A 16,757-nucleotide genomic window follows, 5' to 3' on the forward strand; every position below is an offset into this window, starting at 1 on the left:
ACCCATATAAGAGTGTCTTTTCCGATAGTTTTTTAGCAGAAGCAAGAAGCTCCAACAATGATCAATAAAATAAACAATACAACTAGTAAAGCAAAGCCGCCGCCACAATTACTACTACAACTACCACCAAATCCCATAATAGTTCCTCCTTTAATAAGAGGGGAAAACAAGGGGTCACTCATGTATTTTAATGGATTCAACTTACTTTATGTTTTTTACACAATAATTGAGCAGGTCCTTTTGAAAATAAAGAAAAGACACCCTAAGGTGCCTTTCTCCGACTTGAACCATCTTAATTTTAATAATATTGGACTCCCGTCCGAATATTATTTTACCATGTTAAGTTGTTTTTGGAAATATTCCATATCGATAATTATAGTACACGTTTTAGTTTTGGAATTATGTATCTGTCTAAACGTTGAAATTAATAAAGGAACGATATACTTGAGGGTTTTTATGAGTGATTACAATCATACCATTAAAAAGAACCCCATAAATGATAAACCATTCCACTAACAAAAAACACTAATCCTAAAAACAAAACAATTAAAGCAAGTACTCCATTTTGATTATGTTCCATAAAATTAGCTCCTTTTAGAATTATTTTTATCCCGCTTTAATGGGCAGTAAGACCCCCACCTCAAAATTCAGCGAAAGCAAAGAAGTTAGGTGGGGGATCAACTGCTCATAAAAGTCCGATTGGTTCAACTAATAATCAGTGGGGGATGAAGAAAACCGCCACTGATTAAAGTTTCACTTTATATACAAAAAAGCCTTTAGTCGTAATTATGGCTAAAGGCTTTGAGCATTATACTTTTTAGTTAATAAAATCTTATAAGAAGAATTTATAATGTTTTTTATCGAATGTGGAACTGACAATGTACTAGCTTGATAATGAAGCCTGGCTATTAGAATTGAAAAATTTTAGTTTTATTATAATTAATAGAAATGAGAGTAGTGTGAATATAAATCCGCTCCAAATAAGCTGGTGAATACCTAAGTTTGAAATGAACCAGCCTCCAATAGTGGTTCCTAAAGTAATTCCGAGATTTGAGAACGAAACGAATAGACTGTTACCAAATTCGGGTGCTTCTTTAGCTTCACTTATTAACCATGTTTGACCAACAATTAATCCACCAGCATGTACGATTCCCCAAATGAATACTATAAAAATCATTGGAACAAGGTAGGAACCTAAATAATAAACCATTATGTAAACAATAGAATATAGAATAGGGAATGATATTACAGTGTTTATTATGCTTTTTTGCAGGAGACCACCAAATAAATGATTACCTAAAATCATAACTATACCAAATATGAATAGCATGATACTGATGAGAGATCCATTCATGGAAGTTACTTTTGCAAGGTACTCAGCGAAGTAGCTGTATACGGAAAACATGGCTGCAAAAAGGAATGTGACGGTTAAAATATTTAACCATAATCCTGGTTTGCCGAGTATACGAATTTGTTTGCCGAAAGACATTTTTTCTTTAACAGGCATAGAAGGAAGTAGGAGTAGTATTCCAATGAATGCAACAGTGTTAACGAATGCTCCGAATAAGAAAGCCATTTCGAGTGAAAATTGGTCTGCAAGGTAAGAGGTTAGTGGTACACCTAAAGCAAAGCCAACAGTAATTCCCATGAAAACTTTTGTAACTGCTTGACCACTCTTTTCTGGAGGGACAAGTTTAGCAGCTGTTACAAGAGCGATTGAAAAGAAGAGGGGATGAAGCGCTGCCGGTAAAATACGAAAAATAAGCATGATTTCAAATTGTGTTGTATAAGCGTAGATTAAATTTGAAATAACAAATATGAAAATTGCTGTTAATAAAATTATTTTGCGATTAATACTAGAGACGAGCAGAATTAAAAACGGACCAGAAATAGCAACAACTAGTGCAAATATACTTACTAAAAATCCAGCTTGTGTAGTTGAAATTCCGAATTTTTGAGTGAGTTGTGGTAATACGCCGACAATACCCATCTCGGTAGTAATAATTCCGAACACACCTATTGCGAGTGTCAGAATAAGTAAAGGATTTACTTTTTTCATTTATAAAACTCTCCATTCGTATCAGTATTTTGAAAGTAAATTCATTAACAAAGAAGCATTATTATAAGCATGATTGGATGCCAATATTATTAGGATTATGTAATTTTAAATACAATAACAGATATCTAAATAACTAGATGTGTTATGTTAAAAAAAATGCTCCTTTCGATGTTTCTTGCTTTTATAGGCAGTGCAATTTGTACAAAATTCATTGGATACCTGTAAAAAAGCAGAATGTGTGAAAGCTAATAATCAATTAGTGTGCTGATTGATCATTAGCTTTCATTTTATAATTCGTTTTGGACGTATTCAGAAAACTCTCGTATTGTTTTTTCATTTCGACGATAGTAGGTCCATTTTCCAATTCGGTCAGACTCTAGTAAGCCTGCCTTTTTCATAGTTAATAAATAACTAGAAATAACCGATTGGGCTAAGCCGGTTTTAAGCTGGATATCTCCTACACATACTCCAACTTGAAAGTTAAGGTCTTGTTCTAGATAAGGTTTTTCATCGAAATGGTTTTCTGGATTTTTCAACCATGATAAAATTTGACATCTTGTTTCATTTGACAATGCTTTATAAATTAATAAAGGTTCCATAAGGATATTATATCTACTTTTATAGATTTGTAAATGGGTTTTAGTGATTTTAAGGGAAGAAGGTATAGTTGATCCCCTTGAATAGGACATTCTAAAAAAGATGATTTCTGTATGCAAACAGGAGTCATCTTCTGTACATTCTATTGATAGCAAGAGTGATTATAGTACGTCATATATTTCTTCATTTCATGTTTTAACTGAACAAACGATTCACATGATTTTATATATGCTTCATCGGTTAAAGTATTACGAGGATTACGTGCAAAAATGATAATATTGTTACGTTTAAGCATGTTGTTGCCTAGCTATCAATGGCGGATTCCTAAGAAGAGTAATAATAAAACCCAACTGAAGATTTAAGAAAAATTTTATATTTACCCCACTTTTTATTTTAAAAGTTTTCCCTATCCTATAAACAACAAAGTCATAGATGAAAATGTAAAGTTAGGGGATTCCACATGCATACAGGAGTTTTGATGAGTTATTTGTATACTTATTTTTTTACAATTATGTTTTGTATTGTATTTCAAATTGGATGTTATTTTAAAGCGAAAAGAACTATATCTATTTGGCATTTTTTATGGGTGTATGTTTTTCTGTTCTACCTTTCGCTAGTGTATAAGGTGACACAAATCGCGACTGTATGGGATATAAGTAGATATGAAACGTGGATTCGCGTAAGTCAAATTAACTTAACTCTATTTGATACTGCAGGTAGTACTACGTATCTTTTGAACATTGTACTGTTTATGCCGTTAGGTTTTTTATTACCGACTATTTGGCCGCAGTTTAGAAAAATGAAAAACACCGTATGTGCGGGATTCTTTTTTTCATTGGCAATTGAGTTAAATCAATTACTAAATAATAGAATTACAGATATTGATGATTTATTTACGAACACCCTCGGAGCGATTATTGGGTATGTATTATATAAAGCATTATTTAAAATGATATGTAAAAGAGAGGAAAAAAAGCTTGATGCCAACTCTTCTCTAGTTATAAAATACGAAGCTGTTTTTTGTTTAGTGTGTTCATTTGTAGGTGCGATGTTAATTTATTATCCAGCTTTATTTGGAAGACCTGTAATTCTCCAATGAGATGTGCGATCTCGTTTATAAAATGATTCTAGTATTTCTTCCAATCAGCACAAGATTCTCTCTATACGTTATTAAGCTATTCAGCAGACTGTAAGATTATCAGTAATCGTACTGGTGAGATTGAAATAAAGGCTGACAGTTTCTATCCAAGCTTTTCATTTATGTATGATGCGCAAGAATTATTTGTTATTGGTGGAGAAGAGAAATGGTCACATATCCATTATATAAAAAGATTTTTCCATCTTGAGCAGATTACAGATGAGTTAACTATTGATGTAAGAAAATGAGAGATGAGAAGAAATAGATGAATAAACCCTCAAGTATAGAACGATATACGTGAGGGTTTTTATGTATGAAGAAGGCTTTTCTATTTTTCTCGAGAATGAACAGTAATATATAATCTAATTTCCGTGAATATAATAGGGAGGCAGTGAAATTTGAACAGGAAAATTTGGTTTGTAGTTACTTGTTTTGCTCTTTTAGTATCTGGTTATATTGTTGTCCAATATTTTATTATGGATGGATTTCAAACAGGACTTGTAAAAGCGAAGCTTATGTTTGGATCTAAATTAAGTGAGTTCTGGTATATGATGTTATTTATACATATTACAACTAGTATAGTAGCATTAGTAATTGGTCCGTTTACATTATCCACTAAATTTAGAGAAAAGAATATCAACCGTCATCGAATAGTTGGGAGAATCTATATGGTTGGTATATTATTAGGAGGTGTTTCTGGACTGTACCTATCCTTTTATGCTACGGGAGGATTGGTAGCGAAGCTAGGTTTCGGTTCGTTATCTGTATTTTGGCTAACATCAGCATATCAAGCATTAAATAGAGTTAAGAATAAAAAAATTAAAGAGCATCGGAATTGGATGATTAGAAATTATTCTTTAACCTTTGGAGCAGTTACATTAAGAATTTGGCTACCGTTGTTTATCGTTCTATTTGGAATAGAGCGTTTTGAACTTAGTTACGCTATTATTGCTTGGTTAGCGTGGGTACCTAATTTAATTGTTGCAGAATTATTCATAAGAAAAAGACTTAATAAAGGAAAATACGAAGGAAATGAGGATTTACATTTTTAATGTAAATTTGTTGTAATATTGAAGGCAGAATTCTTCAGTAATTGAATTTTTTTTAATAGGTGAATTACGTACAAAAATAGGATGGCCCATTGAAGTCATCCTATTTTTATTTATATTACCAACTAGCAGTTTCTGTATTTTCCTTCAACCACTTCACCCAATCAAAATCCTCCACCTTAAGCAAACTGAGCGAAACACCCTTCATATCTAAAGAAGTTAGCAGTGTACCAACTTTTACGAATGTAATTTGTAATCCTTCCAGCTCACATAAACGGCGAATATCATTTGCGAAAATGTATTGTTCCATTAATGGTGTTGCGCCGAGTCCATTAATGAGGATGGCGAAGTTTTCACCTTTTCTCCAGCGATAAATGCTTTTTAGTTTGTTCATTAGTTCGATCGCTAATATTTCAGAAGAGGATAGGGATTCTTTACGGTAACCTTTCTCTCCGTGAATGCCGACGCCATAAAAGACTTCATCGTCGTTTAATATGAATGAAGCTTTACCTTTCACTGGATCGTTTGCAGGTGAAAGGGCGACTCCTAATGTGTGTAAGTTCTCGGTAACAGAACGGCCAATTGCTGTTAGTTCTTCTAAAGCATGTCCTTCAAGAGCAGCCGCACCAAGTATTTTTTGAACGAAAACAGTACCAGCGACGCCGCGTCTTCTTTTATTAAAAGAAGCATCATCTTCAATTGAAACGTCGTCATTTACGATGATGTGGTCAATTTGTCTTCCTTCTTCTTTCACGATTTGCTTTGCCGCTAGAAAGTTCTCAACGTCATCTTTAAAGTTTTTAATGATGAATAAAATACTTTTATCCTTTGGCATGAGTCGAGTAGCTGCGACGATTTGTTCCACTGTAGGCGGAATGAAAATACTGCCGTTTACAGCCGCCGTAAGCATTCCTTTTCCTACATAGCCAATATCAGCAGGTTCATGTCCGCTACCACCGCCGCTAATGATAACAACGTTTTGCTTCATTTTCTCGATATCTTTTACATAAATGATGTTATTTGTTTCGTCGTAATTTACTTTGTCATTATGTTCAAAATAAAAGCCATGCATCATATCTTGAACGATATGTTGTACATCATTCATAATCTTTTTCATTGCTTTTGCCACCCTTTAATTACTTTGCTGATTGCTCTAGTAATAGTAATAATTGATTGTTTATCATATTTTTCATGAGAGAAGACATAATGGACGGATCTACTTCGCATTTACTTTCAATCCAATCTTTTATCGTTCCGACGAAGCCATGACTATAAAAGGAGGCAATCGTATTTTTTGTCTCATCAGAAAGGCTGAATCCACAGCTCACAGATAGTTCATCAATAATCTTCATATATAAGTTTTTCGTATGCTCAAATAAATAGTGATTAAACGAGTTTTGCTCAATGACTTTAAAAGCATTGCGGTAAAATTTTTGATTTTCATAAAAGTAATCAAATAATAAATCGAAAATATTTTCCCACGTTTCATAGTCGAGAAAGTCGATAATGTTCTCTTTCGTTTCTTCTCTATAAATCCAGCTTAATAGCTCAAATTTATCTTTAAAATGATAATAAAAAGTTTGCCTACGCATTTGACAGTGTAACATAATATCGCTCACTGATATTTTATGAAACGACTCTGTTTCCATTAAATATTTCAATGAATTCGCGATTATCTTTTTAGAAATTATAGAAGAGGTCATCTCAATCATCCCTAGAATGTTAGTAATATGAAAATCCTACCTACAAATGAGAGCGGTGTCTTTAGACAGATTGTCCATTTTGTCCGTTTACTATAAAACGCTTTCATTTTAACATGGTTAGTAAGAAGAAGATTTCAAATATATCACAATATATTAAAGGAATTGAGGGAGAATCACAATGAAAAAGATTATAAACAAACCAGAAACATTAGTAATGGAAATGTGTAACGGAATGGTTATGGCTCATCCAGAGCTTGAGCTTTTGAAAAAATATAAAGTCATTAAGAAGAAAGAAATGAACGAAAATAAAGTAACGTTAATTAGTGGCGGCGGTAGTGGTCATGAGCCAGCGCATGCAGGATTAGTCGGAAAAGGAATGTTAGATGCGGCAGTGTGCGGAGATGTGTTTGCTTCGCCTTCACAAATTCAGGTGTATCAAGCGATTAAAGAGACAGCGAGTAAAAAAGGTACGTTATTAATTATTAAAAATTACAGCGGCGATATTATGAATTTCAAAAACGGAGCGCATTTAGCGACGGAAGATGGAATTGAAGTAGATTACGTAAAAGTGGATGATGATATTGCGGTAGAAGATAGTCTATATACAGTAGGACGACGCGGTGTTGCGGGCGTTATTCTCGTTCATAAAATTGCCGGCGCAGCAGCGGAAGCAGGTATGGATTTAGGAGCGGTGAAAGCTGTAGCGGAAAAAGCAGCGGCTAACGTGCGTACAATCGGTTTAGCGTTAACTTCTTGTACTGTTCCAGCGAGCGGATCACCTACTTTCACACTTGCGGAAGATGAAATGGAATACGGCGTAGGTATTCACGGTGAACCAGGAATTAAACGTGAAAAAATGCTGTCAGCAGATGAATTAGCGAACCGTATGACAAATGATTTAATGAAAGATTTAGGTGTAAAAGACGGCGAAGAAATTGCGCTTTTAGTTAACGGTTTTGGCGGAACACCACTGCAAGAACTTTACTTATTTAACAATGCAGTTACGCGAGAATTAGCTGCTAGAAACATTAAAATAAACAGAGTATTCGTCGGTAATTATATGACGAGTATCGATATGGCTGGTATGTCTTTAACAGTAATGAAATTAGATGATGAGCTAAAAACATTACTATCTAAAGAGTGTAATACACCAGCGTTTAAAGTAGATGGACCAGTTGAAAGTGTAGAGTACGTGAATGTAATTGAAGGGGCAGAAGAGAAGGAAGTTTCCTTTGAACTAGAAACAGCGGAAGAGCACGCTGTAATTAAAAATAATGTCATCACATTAAACAACATGATTTATCTCGTTGATAAAATGAGCGATATTATTATTAAAAACGAAGTAACGTTCTGTGAGTTAGATACGCATGCAGGTGACGGCGATTTCGGAATGAGTGTAGCAAAAGGATTTAAGCAATTAAAACGTGAGTGGCATTCTATCGTAGATCAAGAGAACGTAACGATCGGATCATTCCTTGACGGTTGTTCCATGATTATTATGGAACATTGCGGCGGCGCATCTGGTCCAATTTGGGGCGGAGCATTCCGCGCAGCTAGTAAAGCAGCAGGCGAGAAGCGTGAGTTAACAGTGAAAGAATTCGCTGAAATGTTACAAGCAGCACTGCAAGGTATACAATCTATCGGAGAAAGATCATTCGGTAGAGGAGCGGTAGTTGGTGATAAAACACTTGTTGACGCACTTGCTCCATGTGTAGACTCTTGGTTAGCTAGCGCTTCAAGCGAAGAAGACATGAAAAACGCCTTTGAAAAAGGTGCAGAAGCAGCCGTTAAAGGAGCAGAGTACACGAAAGAAATCGTAGCTCGCATGGGCCGCGCCGGTACAGTTGGCGAAAGAAGTTTAGGATACCCTGATGCAGGTGCGCATGCACTTGGGGTTATCTTTACGGAGATTGCGGGTAGTTTGAAATAGGAATTAGAAGATCCCCTCTGCCTTATGGTGGAGGGGATCTTTATTTATAACCATCATTCTTCCAGTGAAAAGATCTATTTGTTAGCCAATCTAGAAGCCGCCTCTTCAACTTCTTTATATGCACTTTGTAATACTTCATTTGGATCTAGTACTGCTGTTCCTTGTGCACGAACGATTTGATAATCTTCAATACCAAGGAAATTAAACATTGCTTTTAAATATTTATGAGAGTATTCCACTTCTGTATACCAATCATCATTTGTATAGATTCCTCCACTTGCTTGTATAACAAGCATTCTTCTTCCGTCTTTAAGTAGTCCTACTGATCCAGTTTCAGTATATTTAAATGTTTCACGTGCAATCATGATATTGTCCATGTAATCTTTTAACTTTGATGGAATATTGAAATTGTGCAAAGGTAATACGATAATATACGTATTTGCACTTTTAAATTGTTGTAAAATCTCGGACATACGCTCTGTTACTTTTTGTTCTTCATCAGTTAACTTTTGTCCATTTCCTTGCTTTTCCCATGCGCTTAAAACAGTTTTATCTATCATTGGTACTACATCATCGTATAAATTAATTTGTTCAATCGTTTCATTATTAGGAATTAATTCTTTATAAGATTCTAAAAAGTGGTTAAGAACCTTAATGCTGATTGATGATGTATCATCCACTTTTGGATGTGCGTTTATGATAAGTGTTTTGTTCATTTTTATTTCCCCTTTTTAAAAGTTTTTACGTTTTAATTGTCGACTAAGTTAATCGTCGATTAATATGGTCTTTAATATAAACTCTGAAATTATTTTTGTCAAATGAAATACATACTATTCTAAAAGAGCCTTTTTTTATTTGACTAAAATTCTAAATGGTCCTAAGATACAATTTGATAACCCTTAAAATAAAAAGCAGGTGATTTGTATATGCAATATAGTGTTGGGGTTGAATATGCCTTGCATTGCCTAGTTTATTTAATTAATACCCCTTCTAAGGAAAGTGTTGGAATAAAAGATTTGGCAGAGTTTCAAGGACTTTCGGAAACATTTCTTTCAAAAGTTTTCGGTAAATTATCTAAAGCTGACATTGTGAATTCTGTCCCAGGTGTAAAGGGAGGGTATAGGTTAGCTAAGTCTCCAGAAGATATCTCTTTTTGGGATGTAATAGAAGCTGTTGAAGGTCCAAAACCTATTTTTCAATGTAAAAATATTGTGCAGAATGGCCTACTATATCGAGACGAGGCTTGTAATTCTTGTGAACCTAGCAATTCTTCTTGTACAATTAACTTAGTAATGCTCGAAGCAGAAGAACACATGCGTGAGTTTCTTCGTAAAAAGACTCTTGCATGGTTAGATAAAGAACTTGATATTGTTTTACCTGAAAAGACAAGGGTAGATACTCGTGAATACTTCAAACAAAAAAACTCTAACTAAATCGCCATGACGAGTTAGTTAGAGTTTTTTTGTTTTTTAACATTAATTCCATTATGTGAGTACTTCATCATAAATTCCTTCTTTAAATATCACATTTAATTAACTCATAAAGTTTCAAATTGATTAACATTAAAATTCTAAACAATACAATTTTATTTTCGTGAAAAGTAAATGAATTTATGTTTTCAGATATTTTAAATATAGTGAAAATCACCTTTGAAAAAGGAGCAGAGTATACGAAAGAAATCGTAGCTCGCATGGGCCGCGCCGGTACAGTTGGTGAAAGAAGCTTAGGCTATCCAGATGCAGGTGCACATGCACTTGGAGTTATCTTTACGGAGATTTCGGGTAGTTTGAAATAGGAATGAGAAAGTCCCTCTGTCTTAAGTCGGAGGGACTTTTATATAGTTGATATGTAGAAGACTTCTTTCGGTACTTTTTGCTTATTTGAGAGATTTCTTCAATCAAATTGTATGTTAGACTTAGTTTTTTTGTGATTGCAACTTATCGATTTTCCAGCGTGCTCCTAGAGGATCTAAAGAGCTTTCAATATAAAACATATATTCATCTGCGGTACTTGGTACTTTAAAAGCTATTTTTAATTCTACCGTTTCATTTGGTTTAACTTGTATATCAGAAGGATTTTGATCAAGCACCTTTCCTTCATAGGCCTTTCCGTCTTTTTCATCTTTTAGGTTATATTTTAATTCTGATAGTCCAATCGTTTGACCTCGTACATTTTTTACAGAGACATTAACAACGATAGAATCGTTGCTATCATTTAAATATGCACTTTGAACGGCGGTCAAGTAATAGCCTCCCTTAACACTCTCACCAACTAATAAAATACCTTGTTCCAAGCGACTCATATCTTCTTTTTCTTCAAAATTTATTAATTCTTCATTTTCATTTTTTGCGGTGGGTTCTTCTATTGGACCATTTTCAACGGCACTATCTTTTTTATCTTGTGTGCAAGCAGCCGTAACACTGACTAATACTAGAATTAAAGTAAGTAATATGAATGATTTTCTCATAAAATTGATCTGTCTCCTTAAGTTTTTCAATTTTGTGCAGCTATACATATAAGATTAACATAATGTCTCATTATTGGCTCAAAATAGGGAATCTTTTAGACACCTTATTCTTTTTACTTTTCATATACATTCGATTGGGTCTCACGATATTTGTTAATCTTTTAAATCATTGTCTTAGTAATACCGAGGGTTATTATAGATATATTAATCATATAATTTGTCCCTATCAAAATGAACGTTTCTTGCATCTAATATATTGTAAATATATTTTATTTTGAAAGGATGTGATTATATGGCTCATAAATCTACTGGAGTGTTTCGAGTTCCAGTTTCTGAAAATGGGATTATTCCAACTGCTCTCAACATTATGTTAAACAATGATTCACGCTGCCATACTAGTAATGTAACGGTAACTGTTAAGAGAAGTCCAAACACTTCTTTCCCAACTCAAAATGAATTAGTTGAAATCTCTCGTACTTTTGTTTCTTTAGAACCAAACAGAACAACTAAGATTGTGTTGTTTACTCCAGAATTCCAAATAGAAGATTTTCTTGATGTTATTATTAGTGGAAATAAAGATGATGTTAAGGATGTTCTTGTATATTCTTTCTTAGCAGATTCAGCAGGTCACAATCTGCCATCTACTGTTTTCAGAAATGCAGAATACACTTTTGCTTGCTGACACCGTGATGATGTATTCTTTACTATCATATCAAGGTGCCATCCTGTAGCTTGAATCATCTTAATTTTATTGTGTTGTTATTATATAAGAAAAGAAGACATCGATTAAGATGTCTTCTTTTACTTGTACACTTGGTGTTAAGAAGGTATTGTATTGCTTAAAAACCATAAAAATATATAACAATCATCGAGTAAGCTTATTATAGCATCAAAAAATAGGGTTTTATATGTAATATTTAATATATATAGATTTATTTATATTTAATCTATATAGTTAAATTGTCTGTTATTTGTTTTAATTCATTTACTTATTTTTGAGTGCTTCAGCAATGGAGCCTTTTTTTATGAAATAAAACATTTTCTTTGCGTTATTTAGTTGATCTATATTAACTTTACCTCTTTAAAAATATCCATTAATTGTTTAAATAAACGTTAGTTAAATGAATTAAATTCTGAATTTTCTGTAAAAATTATCTCAAGTTTATGAAGATATCAAGAGGTAATGTTGTATGGTAGTATGAGGAAAAGAGTATATAGATAATTTTGGAAAAGGGGGATGTAAATTGAATGTTCAAACTACCGTAAATAACAAAGTTACTGAACTGTTAAATGCCTGGTATATTGAAATTCGAAATAGAAACGTTGCGAATGCATATAAATTTAAAAAAGAAATAGAGAGTTCTATAAACAACATTGAAGAAGACCAAAATCTATTACTGTATTATTCGTTACTTGATTTTGGTTATAAATATTTAATAGATAATTTGAGTATAGCAAAAAATAGTTTTGATCAAATTGAATCTTTGGGTGAACCAACTGATGATTTTTTATCGTATTATTATCATTTTTATAAAGCGATCTACTCTAATGCAGTTGGTAATTACAATGCAGCAAAAGAGCATTATGAAATGGCAGAAAATTTACTTAAAAGTATTCCAGATGAAATTGAAAAAGCAGAGTTTTATTATAACCAAGCTGTTTTCCAATATCATTATTATCAGGCTTTTGTGGCCTTCCAACAGGCAACAAAAGCAAAAGAAATATTTGCTAAACATGAAGGGTATGAAGTGAAAATCGGTTACTGTAACAACCTTATGGCGTTAGCTTGTACACATTTGAAAGAATGGGAATTAGCTGAAGAACTTTATATTTCGGCAATGGATATCTTTAAAAAGGTTAAAAATGAAAACGGTATGTTAGTTGTAAAACAAAATTTAGGTTTAATGTATGCTGGGCAGAATCTTTCGGAGTTAGCTATCAGTCATTTAAATGAGGTCTGTGAAAAAATGCCTGAAAACTATAAAGCGATATATATTAAGGGGAAAGAACATTTTAAATTAGACGAAAATTCACTAGCTTCAGTACTTGTTCGAAAAGGCACGGAGATTTGCGATAAATTAGAACTGGTAGAGTACCAACACCATTTTAAAATTTTAAATGGACGAAATGAAGGATTAAGTGGAGAAAAGCTAGAAGAAATTATATTAGAAGGTATTGTATATTTCGAAAGAGAGAAGCTTTGGGAATACGTGAAAGAATATACTGAAGTACTAGCGGTTCTATTCCATAAAGAACATAACTTTGAAAAAGCGAGTTATTATTTCTTCTCTAGCCATAAAGCGAGTGAAGAGGTTTTTAAAAAGGAGGCATTAAAATGAAAAAAATAAGTGTTACTTTAGTTGGTGTTGTCACGGCTCTTACGTTATTTTTGAATGTGTCTCATAATTCGGTCAATCATCAGGAAGCCTCTCAATTTATTAAAGATGTCATCGTTCAATATGCACATGGGAATACTGGTTGAAGATAAAGTTTCGAGATGGAAAACCTCGTTATTAATAGCGAGGTTTTTTTGATGTTAAATAGTAGGATATCGCTATCAAGCTAAGAAAAGCAAATACCCCAAATTAATTTTTTTGTTTAGGGTATTTGTATATACTTCCAAATATTAAGTCGATAGGCCATGAATGATGCCTCGAGATAAGGGAGTCTAAAGTATTTGAATAGGAAGCTTTAGATTGTTCGTTATAGTTATTTAAATCTTAATATAATTACATATAATTTTTCCTTTTATTATCTTAGTTAAAAGGAGTTTAAAATTTGTAATTCACTATGTTTTCCAAAGAAAATAATGAAAGGTAAGGCGATGAATGCATTTGCAAAATGACAATATTGTAAGAATACACGAATGTTTGTAAGAAAGTTCGATGTTTTCCTTTTTCTTTTTCTATTATAGTGAAATAGAAGAACGAAATATTCTCTTATGTAGGAAAGGAAGATAATAATGATTGATCTATTAAATAAATGGATGTTAGAAAGTACAGGTAATTTCAATATCGTTGTAGGACTTACAGCACTTCTATTTTTGGGTTCAGTAATTGCACTTATAATTATTTACAAAAAAATTGGTAAACCAGATGAAAGAACAAATCCTATTTATTTTAAAATTATTTCTTGTATGTTTACTACTCAAATTCTAATGAATTGCATATTTATTTCTTTAGTTGGTAAAGATATCGAGAATTTCCGTCAAATCTTTATATTATTTGAAGCCTTTGTATTCTTCGTTGGAGCTATTTATTCGTTTAAATTATATAGACAGGAATACAAATAATTTACCTATAAGAAACAATAAAAAATGTGAACTTTTCATTTTTAGTTTACTGTATATTCTATACATATGAGGTTAACATAACGTCGCCTTTTTCTTTTTCTATAACTCTATTCATCTTTTTATACATTCCTATCATGGCGGTACCCCATTTATAGGTTATGAGAAATGATGTTTTTTGCACTATTATCTATTCTTGGATATTATTAATAATATCTATATGAACTTCTTTTTTATTAAAAAAGGTTTGGCGGTGTGTTAAATGATTAAAGGTATTAAAAATATTGAAACGAAAGAACCGATAAAAATGTTTCTATTGGTTCCCTGTAGTATTCTTTTGTTTGATAATATTTATCAACATTTTATTCTTAGAAAGGACTTTTCACTACAGAAACTTTTATTTGAACTCATATTTTTATTTATTTTTGTTTCATTTATTTTATATAATAAGTGTCTACAAAAAATGAATAAACAAATGTTTACAAAATATATTTTTCTTGGAGTAAGTATTATTTATCTTTTGGCATACGATCTTATGTTTATACGTAATCCAGATGCTTCTTTACATATCCCTTATTTAGAGTGCTTCTTAGTAATTTCTGCACCTTTATTTTTAAGTATTCATTATCTTCTATCGGTATCTATTTGTATGATATGTAGATTTTTAATTGCTATTTATTATTTTGAAATTAACTATCCAATAGCATTAATATTATTGTTTCTAACAATTTTTGTTACGTCATTTTTTGTATTTCTTTCATTAAAATTTTTAGTACAAAAAATTAAGGCATCCTATGAAAAACAAATGAAAGAAACAGCTTTATCGATAATGAGGATAATGGAATTAAAGGATCAATATACGAAAGGGCATAGTGAACGTGTAGCAAATTATGCTACTATTCTTGCTAAAGAAACAAATGAATATGATGATAATTCCTTAAAACAATTTCATTTTATTTGTTTATTACATGATATAGGGAAAATAGGTATTCCTGATGAAGTTTTAAAAAAAGCATCTTCTCTTACAGAAGAAGAATATAATATTATTAAGACACACCCACAATTAGGATTAGAAGTTTTTAAAAATATATCTTTAATAAAAGGTAATGAAGACATAATTCTTTCTCATCATGAAAGATGGGATGGAAAGGGCTATCCTCAAAGACTAAAAGGAAATCAAATACCATTATGCGCAAGAATTGTTGCAATAGCTGATGCATTCGATGCAATGACTTCTTCAAGAGCATATCGTTCGGCTCTATCTCCTGAAGAAGCTTATAGACGTATTATAGAAGGATCTGGTACACAATTTGATCCTTCTATAGTAGAGGTTTTCAAAAAGGTATTTCCTTTGTGGGAAAAAATGGTCCCAAATTCTTTTAGTTAAAAGCTCATGTCTGAAATCGATTCATATTTGAGGTATGATGAATGCGAAAAATGAAAAAACCTAATCCAATCATGATAAAAGTTTGGAACTAGATAATGAATAAGGCACATAAAGAAAAGGTACCTATATATAGGTACCTTTTTCTAATAGTTTGTTAGCAGAAACAACTGCATCCGATAATGATTAATAGAATAAATAATACAACTAATAAAGCAAATCCTCCAGCGAAACCGCAGCCTTCGCCGCAACTACCACCATATCCCATAACAATAGTGCCTCCTTTTGATAAAAGGGTAAAACTAGGGTTCATTCCATGGATTTTAATGGGTTCACTTTACCTTATGTTTTAAAGAATGAATTGAGCAGGTCCTTTTGAAAATAAAGAAAAGACGCCATTAGGCGCATTCCTTTTAGGTAGATAAGACTTTAGTTTTCCAATCTAAAGAAATTTTGTATCAGTTCTTTGTGAGTATATCATAATATCTGATTGATTTATTATGCATTGTTACATACTTCTCTAAATCCCTCTATTTTTCATTTGATAAAATAAAATCCTAATATTACCAATAGTTTAATAAATATTTCTACATATTCAAGATATTTACATAAATTACAAAAGTGATACATTTAAGTTGTAAGTTATAAAAACTATTAAAGGGGGATTTATTATGTTCAAGAAATTAGTAGTAGGACTATTGTCAACTGGTATTGCATTAACAGGAGGAATTGGGGCAGCTTCAGCTGATACGCAAAAAGCTGTGAGCTCTCCGAAGCAAGCAACATGCTCAATTCCTTATGAATATTCTAATGGTAAATTCAAAAGAACTCTTTATTACTCAAATGGAGTATATGCTAATAGTTTTAATGAAAATGTTTGTGGCGGGACGATTACATGGTATTTAAAACATGTTCAAAATGGAGTTGCTTTTTACGAAGGTAATTTAAAATAGTAGATTTTTTGAACCTCATTTATTGAGGTTCTTTTATTTTTAATTTTTAAACTGATTCTCCATAAAAAAAGGCACCTTAGGGTGTCTTTTCTTTATTTTGCTAATGAATAGCTTGTCCTCTTCTATATAACTCTTTAAAATATAAAATGTGCCATCTTTGCCCTTCCCTTATGAAGGGAGGGACAGGA

19 protein-coding genes and 1 pseudogene are annotated in these 16,757 nt (G+C 32.3%); 12 read left to right on the forward strand and 8 right to left on the reverse strand.

The genetic code is table 11. From position 1 onward, the window contains the following. Nucleotides 1-32 precede the first annotated feature (32 nt). The 3 genes from QCI41_RS23255 to QCI41_RS23265 all read right to left on the reverse strand — a co-directional run bounded on the left by QCI41_RS23255 (nucleotide 33) and on the right by QCI41_RS23265 (nucleotide 2,658). Nucleotides 33-137, reverse strand: a complete 105-nt coding sequence (locus QCI41_RS23255) for a YjcZ family sporulation protein (protein ID WP_075310385.1) — start codon at nucleotides 135-137, stop codon at nucleotides 33-35. 746 nt (nucleotides 138-883) lie between these two features. Continuing rightward, a complete protein-coding gene (locus QCI41_RS23260; RefSeq protein ID WP_353836552.1) occupies nucleotides 884-2,059 on the reverse strand; it encodes an MFS transporter in 1,176 nt (391 codons plus the stop codon). A 287-nt stretch (nucleotides 2,060-2,346) separates the two neighbouring features. Then, the gene (locus tag QCI41_RS23265; protein WP_000433539.1) at nucleotides 2,347-2,658 is read right to left on the reverse strand and encodes an ArsR/SmtB family transcription factor; all 312 of its coding nucleotides are present in this window, start codon (nucleotides 2,656-2,658) and stop codon (nucleotides 2,347-2,349) included. 458 nt (nucleotides 2,659-3,116) lie between these two features. Between QCI41_RS23265 and QCI41_RS23275 the strand changes: the two genes are divergently transcribed. The 3 genes and pseudogenes from QCI41_RS23275 (at nucleotide 3,117) to QCI41_RS23285 (ending at nucleotide 4,846) form a co-directional block, all read left to right on the forward strand. Continuing rightward, nucleotides 3,117-3,755, forward strand: coding sequence for a VanZ family protein (locus tag QCI41_RS23275; protein ID WP_353836551.1), 639 nt, complete (start codon nucleotides 3,117-3,119; stop codon nucleotides 3,753-3,755). A gap of 32 nt (nucleotides 3,756-3,787) precedes the next feature. Then, nucleotides 3,788-4,042 (forward strand): annotated as a pseudogene (locus tag QCI41_RS23280) (hypothetical protein); the annotation flags it as partial. A gap of 150 nt (nucleotides 4,043-4,192) precedes the next feature. Further along, entirely contained in the window at nucleotides 4,193-4,846 is a 654-nt protein-coding gene (locus QCI41_RS23285; protein ID WP_353836550.1) for a DUF2306 domain-containing protein, read from the forward strand. Between the two features lie 115 nt (nucleotides 4,847-4,961). Here QCI41_RS23285 and dhaQ read toward each other — a convergent pair whose 3' ends face one another. Together dhaQ and dhaS are read right to left on the reverse strand one after the other, a co-directional pair. Continuing rightward, nucleotides 4,962-5,960, reverse strand: coding sequence for a DhaKLM operon coactivator DhaQ (dhaQ, locus tag QCI41_RS23290; protein ID WP_353836549.1), 999 nt, complete (start codon nucleotides 5,958-5,960; stop codon nucleotides 4,962-4,964). Between the two features lie 19 nt (nucleotides 5,961-5,979). Continuing rightward, complete coding sequence (dhaS, locus tag QCI41_RS23295; protein WP_000204220.1) at nucleotides 5,980-6,546, reverse strand: dihydroxyacetone kinase transcriptional activator DhaS; 567 nt, start codon at nucleotides 6,544-6,546, stop codon at nucleotides 5,980-5,982. A gap of 178 nt (nucleotides 6,547-6,724) precedes the next feature. On the opposite strand from dhaS, the gene dhaK reads away from it, so the two are divergent. Continuing rightward, the gene (gene dhaK, locus QCI41_RS23300) at nucleotides 6,725-8,476 is read left to right on the forward strand and encodes a dihydroxyacetone kinase subunit DhaK (protein WP_353836548.1); all 1,752 of its coding nucleotides are present in this window, start codon (nucleotides 6,725-6,727) and stop codon (nucleotides 8,474-8,476) included. A gap of 74 nt (nucleotides 8,477-8,550) precedes the next feature. Here dhaK and QCI41_RS23305 read toward each other — a convergent pair whose 3' ends face one another. Further along, nucleotides 8,551-9,192 (reverse strand): FMN-dependent NADH-azoreductase, encoded by a 642-nt coding sequence (locus QCI41_RS23305; protein ID WP_353836547.1) that lies wholly within the window; start codon nucleotides 9,190-9,192, stop codon nucleotides 8,551-8,553. 210 nt (nucleotides 9,193-9,402) lie between these two features. Between QCI41_RS23305 and QCI41_RS23310 the strand changes: the two genes are divergently transcribed. Both QCI41_RS23310 and QCI41_RS23315 read left to right on the forward strand, forming a co-directional pair. Beyond that, entirely contained in the window at nucleotides 9,403-9,909 is a 507-nt protein-coding gene (locus QCI41_RS23310; protein ID WP_001200337.1) for an RrF2 family transcriptional regulator, read from the forward strand. Nucleotides 9,910-10,109: 200 nt separating this feature from the next. Then, a complete protein-coding gene (locus QCI41_RS23315) occupies nucleotides 10,110-10,271 on the forward strand; it encodes a DAK2 domain-containing protein (RefSeq protein ID WP_483299552.1) in 162 nt (53 codons plus the stop codon). A 120-nt stretch (nucleotides 10,272-10,391) separates the two neighbouring features. Here QCI41_RS23315 and QCI41_RS23320 read toward each other — a convergent pair whose 3' ends face one another. After that, the gene (locus QCI41_RS23320) at nucleotides 10,392-10,943 is read right to left on the reverse strand and encodes a DUF4352 domain-containing protein (protein ID WP_353836545.1); all 552 of its coding nucleotides are present in this window, start codon (nucleotides 10,941-10,943) and stop codon (nucleotides 10,392-10,394) included. A gap of 292 nt (nucleotides 10,944-11,235) precedes the next feature. On the opposite strand from QCI41_RS23320, the gene QCI41_RS23325 reads away from it, so the two are divergent. The 5 genes from QCI41_RS23325 (at nucleotide 11,236) to QCI41_RS23345 (ending at nucleotide 15,619) form a co-directional block, all read left to right on the forward strand. Next, nucleotides 11,236-11,625, forward strand: a complete 390-nt coding sequence (locus QCI41_RS23325) for a hypothetical protein (protein WP_029437700.1) — start codon at nucleotides 11,236-11,238, stop codon at nucleotides 11,623-11,625. A 562-nt stretch (nucleotides 11,626-12,187) separates the two neighbouring features. Next, entirely contained in the window at nucleotides 12,188-13,282 is a 1,095-nt protein-coding gene (locus tag QCI41_RS23330; protein ID WP_353836544.1) for a Rap family tetratricopeptide repeat protein, read from the forward strand. Then, the gene (locus tag QCI41_RS23335; protein WP_000724334.1) at nucleotides 13,279-13,425 is read left to right on the forward strand and encodes a hypothetical protein; all 147 of its coding nucleotides are present in this window, start codon (nucleotides 13,279-13,281) and stop codon (nucleotides 13,423-13,425) included. Before QCI41_RS23330 ends, QCI41_RS23335 begins: the two co-directional genes overlap by 4 nt. A gap of 480 nt (nucleotides 13,426-13,905) precedes the next feature. Next, on the forward strand, nucleotides 13,906-14,235 hold the full coding sequence (locus tag QCI41_RS23340) for a hypothetical protein (protein WP_001970498.1): 330 nt from the start codon (nucleotides 13,906-13,908) through the stop codon (nucleotides 14,233-14,235). Nucleotides 14,236-14,494: 259 nt separating this feature from the next. Further along, nucleotides 14,495-15,619 carry an HD-GYP domain-containing protein gene (locus QCI41_RS23345; protein ID WP_353836543.1) on the forward strand — a complete coding sequence of 375 codons (1,125 nt, stop codon included), beginning with the start codon at nucleotides 14,495-14,497 and terminating at the stop codon, nucleotides 15,617-15,619. Between the two features lie 154 nt (nucleotides 15,620-15,773). Here the strand turns inward: QCI41_RS23345 and QCI41_RS23350 are convergent, their stop codons facing one another. Next, nucleotides 15,774-15,884 carry a YjcZ family sporulation protein gene (locus QCI41_RS23350; protein ID WP_000540371.1) on the reverse strand — a complete coding sequence of 37 codons (111 nt, stop codon included), beginning with the start codon at nucleotides 15,882-15,884 and terminating at the stop codon, nucleotides 15,774-15,776. Nucleotides 15,885-16,287: 403 nt separating this feature from the next. Between QCI41_RS23350 and QCI41_RS23355 the strand changes: the two genes are divergently transcribed. After that, nucleotides 16,288-16,569, forward strand: coding sequence for an LCI fold-containing protein (locus tag QCI41_RS23355; RefSeq protein WP_046953927.1), 282 nt, complete (start codon nucleotides 16,288-16,290; stop codon nucleotides 16,567-16,569). Nucleotides 16,570-16,757 lie beyond the last annotated feature (188 nt).

Source organism: Bacillus cereus group sp. MG4, assembly GCF_040460055.1.
GTDB lineage: Bacteria > Bacillota > Bacilli > Bacillales > Bacillaceae_G > Bacillus_A > Bacillus_A wiedmannii.